Consider the following 4310-nt stretch of genomic DNA (forward strand, 5'->3'; position numbering starts at 1 on the left):
GACGACGGCGTAGAGCAGCACCACGAATCCGAGGGCGCCGACGATCGCGCGCGGGATGGTCCGGCGCGGCTCGCGCACCTCCTCACCGAGCGTTGCGATCCGCGCGTAGCCCGCGAAGGCGAAGAACAGCAGGCCGGCCGCCTGCAGCACCCCGTACGCGCCGCCGCCGACGGGGCCGAACGGATCGGCGGGCTGTGCCCCGGGGCCGGCCCAGCTCGCCGTCACCGCCACGGCGAGGGCGACGAGCACCAGCGCCACGATGATGCGCGCGAGCCGGGCCGTGCGGGTGATGCCCCGGTAGTTCACGGCGGTCAGGGCGAGGACCGCGGCGACGGCGACCGGCCGCCGCCACGGTTCCGGCACGGCGTAGGCGGCGAAGGTCAAGGCCATCGCCGCGCAGCTGGCGGTCTTGCCGATCACGAAGCCCCAGCCCGCCACGAAGCCCCACCACGGCCCGAGCCGTTCCCGGCCGTACACGTAGGTGCCGCCGGACGTCGGATACTGCGCGGCGAGCTGCGCCGACGACGTGGCGTTGCAGTACGCCACGACCGCGGCGACGGCCAGGCCGACGAGCAGGCCCGCGCCGGCCGCGGCGGCGGCCGGCGCGAACGCCGAGAACACCCCCGCCCCGATCATCGCGCCGAGCCCGATGGCGACGGCGTCACCGGTGCCGAGCCGGCGCTGCAGGGGTGTCGGTTCGCTCACGCGTACATTCCAACCACGAAGACATGAACGGGAGGTACGTCCTCGATGCTCGACCTGCAACGCGCCCGTCGGGACACGCCCGGCTGCTTCGACCGGGTCTTCCTCGACAGCGCGGGCTCGTCGCTGCCGCCCACCCCGGTGCTGGAGACGACCGTCGCGCATCTGCGGCGCGAGGCCGAGGTCGGCGGGTACGTCGCGGCCGCGGAACGCGCCGGTGACCTCGCCGCGGTGAAGACCTCGATCGCGCGGCTGATCGGCGCGGAGGCGTCGTCGATCGCGCTGGTCGAGAGCGCCACCCGGGCGTGGGCGAGCTTCTTCTACTCGGTGCCGCTCGGCGAGGGCGACCGGATCCTGCTCACCCGCTCCGAATACGCCAGCAACGCCGTCTCCGCGCTGCAGCGCGCCCGCGCGACCGGCGCGACGGTAGAGACGATGCCCACCGACGCGCTCGGCCGGATCGACGTCGACGCCCTCGGCCGCACCCTCGACGAGCGGGTCAAGCTGGTGTCCGTCGTGCACGCCCCGACCAACGGCGGGCTCGTCAACCCGGTGCGGGAGGTGGCCGACGCCGCGCACGAGGTCGGTGCGCTGGTGCTGCTCGACGCGTGCCAGTCCGTCGGCCAGCTGCCGGTGAGCGTGCCCGAGTTCGACGTCGACGCGCTCTCCGCGACCGGTCGCAAGTGGCTGCGCGGACCCCGCGGCACCGGCTTCCTCTACGTCCGCCCCCGGCTGATCACCGAGCTCGAACCGGCCGTGCTCGACCTGCACAGCGCGCAGTGGACGGCCCCGGACGAGTACCGGGTCGCCGACGACGCGACGCGGTTCGAGCTGTGGGAGACCAACGTCGCCGCCCGCCTCGGGCTCGGCGCCGCCGTCGACTACCTGCTCGACTTCGGTGTCGACGCGGTGACCGAGGCGGTCGCCTACCGGGCCGAGCACCTGCGCGACGGGCTGGGCCGGATCCCCGGCGTGGCCGTGCGCGACCTCGGCAAGGAACACAGCGGCATCGTCTCGTTCACCGTCGACGGCTGGGATCCGGCGCACCTGCGCGAGGCGCTGGCCGCCGAGGCGATCACGGTCACGGTCAGCGGGCGCGGCTCGACGCTGCTCGAGATGTCGGCGCGACGGCTCGAGTCGGTGGTGCGGGCCTCCCCGCACTACTTCGTCTCCCCCGCCGACGTGGACCGGTTCCTGGCGGCCGTGCGGTCGCTCACCCGGTCCTGACCGTCCCGGCAACCGGGACAGCCGGTACCGCTCCCCCAGGTCGCGTGGTCAAGGTGTGCGAATCCCCGCACCACTTCGAGAGGATCGCGATGACCGAGACCAGTCCCGTCCGTCCTGTTCCCGTCGACCGGATCCCCGCCTGGGATCTCGAGGCCGACGTCGTGATCGCCGGATACGGCATCGCCGGTGTCTGCGCGGCCATCGGCGCCGCCGACGCCGGAGCCGACGTGCTGGTGCTGGAACGCACCGGCGGGTGGGGCGGCGCGGCCGCCCTCGCCGGCGGGTTCGTCTACCTCGGCGGCGGCACGACCGTGCAGCGGGCCTGCGGGTTCGAGGACTCGGTGGACGACATGCGCGCGTTCCTGACTGCGGCACTCGGACCGGGCGTGGACGAGGAGAAGATCGCCGCGTACTGCGCGGGTTCCGTCGCGCACTTCGACTGGCTCGTCGGGTGCGGGGTGCCGTTCAAGCACGAGTTCTGGGGCGAGCCCGGGTGGGAGCCACCCACCGACGCGGGCCTGCAGTACACCGGCGGGGAGAACGCGGCGCCGTTCCACACCGTCGCCCGGCCCGCGCCGCGCGGTCACGTGCCGCAGATGAGCAACAAGCGCACCGGCGAGCAGGGCGGCGGCTACATGCTCATGAAGCCGCTCGCCGAGAAGGCCGCCGCGCTCGGGGTCCGCGCCGAGTACGACGTGCGGGTGCAGACCCTCGTCACCGATGCGTCCGGACGGGTGGTCGGGCTGCTGGCCAAGCGGTACGGCACCGACCTGGCGATCCGGGCGCGCCGAGGGGTCGTTCTCGCCACGGGCAGCTTCGCCTACAACGACGACATGGTGCGGGCGTACGCGCCGCATCTGGTGGGCCGTCCCGCCGCGTCGATCGAGGAGCACGACGGCCGGGCGATCCGGATGGCGCAAGCCCTCGGCGCCGACCTCGCGCACATGAACGCGACCGAGGTGGCGTTCTTCTGTGATCCTCAGCTGATCGCGCGCGGCATTCTCGTCAACGGGCGCGGCCAGCGATACGTGCCCGAGGACACCTACCCGGGCCGCATCGGTCAGCTGACCCTGCTGAAGAACGACAACGAGGCGTTCCTCGTCATCGACGAGGCGGCGTACGAGGCGGGGATCGCAGCCCCGACGTCGTCGGAGCAGCTGCGGCATCAGCCGAAATGGGTGTGCGAGACCGTCGCCGACCTCGAGGCCGAGATGGGTCTGCCCGAGCAGGCGCTGCAGTCCACGGTGCAGCTGTACAACCGGCACGCCGCACGGGGCGAGGACCCGCTGCTGGGCAAGAAGCGCGAATGGGTGAAGCCGATCGGTTCGCCCGTCGCGGCGATCGACCTGCGCGGCATGACCGGCGGGTTCACGCTCGGCGGCCTGCGCACGAGTCTGGACTCGGAGGTGCTGCACGTCGACGGCACGCCGATCCCGGGGCTGTTCGCGGCGGGACGGGCGGCGGCCGGGCTGTCGGCGTGGGGATACTGCAGCGGCATCTCCCTCGGCGACGGCAGTTTCTTCGGCCGGCGGGCGGGCACCGCCGCCGCGCGCGGCTGAGCGCAGGGCGGCGTTCGACTGGCCCGGGCGGATCCGGTAGAGTCGTTCGAGTTGTCTCGGCGAGGGTGAACCGCGAAATCGCTGGCTCACCGTGATCGACGCGGCTGCGGCTCCGCTCGAGCGTGTCCACGCTCCTGGCCGCGCGCGTCGCCCCTCGCCGGGAAGACCGCCCCAGTTCGAGCCATATGCGTAGGAGCCTTTCAGCATGTCCGACGAAAACCGTCTCGTAGCCGCCGTCCGTACCGAGTTCGGCAAGGGTGCCGCCCGCCGCGCCCGCCGCGACGGTCAGGTCCCCGCCGTTCTGTACGGCCACGGCACGGACCCCAAGCACCTCGCCCTCCCGGCCCGTGAATTCGCGGCCGTGCTGCGCGCCCACGGCACCAACGCCCTGCTGACCCTCGAGGTCGACGGCGGCGAGGAGCTGGCGCTGACCAAGTCGGTCGTCGTGCACCCGATCCGCAACTACATCGAGCATGCCGATCTGCTCGTCGTGAAGAAGGGCGAGAAGGTCACCGTCGAGGTCCCGCTCGTGGTCACCGGCGAGGCCGCCTCCGGCACCCTGGTCGTCAACGAGGTCAGCACCGTCCAGCTCGAGGCCGACGCCCTGAACCTGCCCGAGCAGGTCGAGGTGTCCATCGAGGGTGTCGAGGCCGGTACCCAGATCCTCGCGAACAACGTGCAGCTGCCCGCCGGTGCGACCCTGCAGGGCGACCCGGAGCTGCTGCTGGTGAACGTGGTCGCCGCACCGACCGCCGCCGCGATGGAGGGCGAGACCGCGGAGGGCGAGGCCGCCGAGGCCGAGGAGGCCTGAGCCCCCACCGG

General features: G+C 72.9%; 4 protein-coding genes. 3 read left to right on the top strand and 1 reads right to left on the bottom strand.

Features of this window, described 5'->3' with window-relative positions; all coding sequences use genetic code 11:
- A partial coding sequence (locus CQZ88_RS12070; protein WP_146034299.1) for an APC family permease occupies positions 1-705 on the bottom strand: 705 nt, incomplete at its 3' end.
- A 45-nt stretch (positions 706-750) separates the two neighbouring features.
- Here CQZ88_RS12070 and CQZ88_RS12075 point away from each other — a divergent pair.
- The 3 genes from CQZ88_RS12075 (at position 751) to CQZ88_RS12085 (ending at position 4299) form a co-directional block, all read left to right on the top strand.
- The gene (locus CQZ88_RS12075) at positions 751-1929 is read left to right on the top strand and encodes an aminotransferase class V-fold PLP-dependent enzyme (protein WP_006938916.1); all 1179 of its coding nucleotides are present in this window, start codon (positions 751-753) and stop codon (positions 1927-1929) included.
- Between the two features lie 89 nt (positions 1930-2018).
- Entirely contained in the window at positions 2019-3488 is a 1470-nt protein-coding gene (locus tag CQZ88_RS12080) for an FAD-dependent oxidoreductase (protein WP_102799801.1), read from the top strand.
- A gap of 205 nt (positions 3489-3693) precedes the next feature.
- On the top strand, positions 3694-4299 hold the full coding sequence (locus CQZ88_RS12085; RefSeq protein ID WP_006938918.1) for a 50S ribosomal protein L25/general stress protein Ctc: 606 nt from the start codon (positions 3694-3696) through the stop codon (positions 4297-4299).
- The last annotated feature ends 11 nt before the right edge of the window (positions 4300-4310 follow it).

Source organism: Rhodococcus sp. ENV425 (assembly GCF_002887785.1).
GTDB lineage: Bacteria > Actinomycetota > Actinomycetes > Mycobacteriales > Mycobacteriaceae > Rhodococcus > Rhodococcus aetherivorans.

Excerpts from the sequence above, each read along its gene's own strand:
- CQZ88_RS12075 (WP_006938916.1), top strand. The coding sequence starts at position 751 with ATGCTCGACCTGCAACGCGCCCGTCGGGACACGCCCGGCTGCTTCGAC.
- CQZ88_RS12085 (WP_006938918.1), top strand. The coding sequence starts at position 3,694 with ATGTCCGACGAAAACCGTCTCGTAGCCGCCGTCCGTACCGAGTTCGGC.
- CQZ88_RS12080 (WP_102799801.1), top strand. The coding sequence starts at position 2,019 with ATGACCGAGACCAGTCCCGTCCGTCCTGTTCCCGTCGACCGGATCCCC.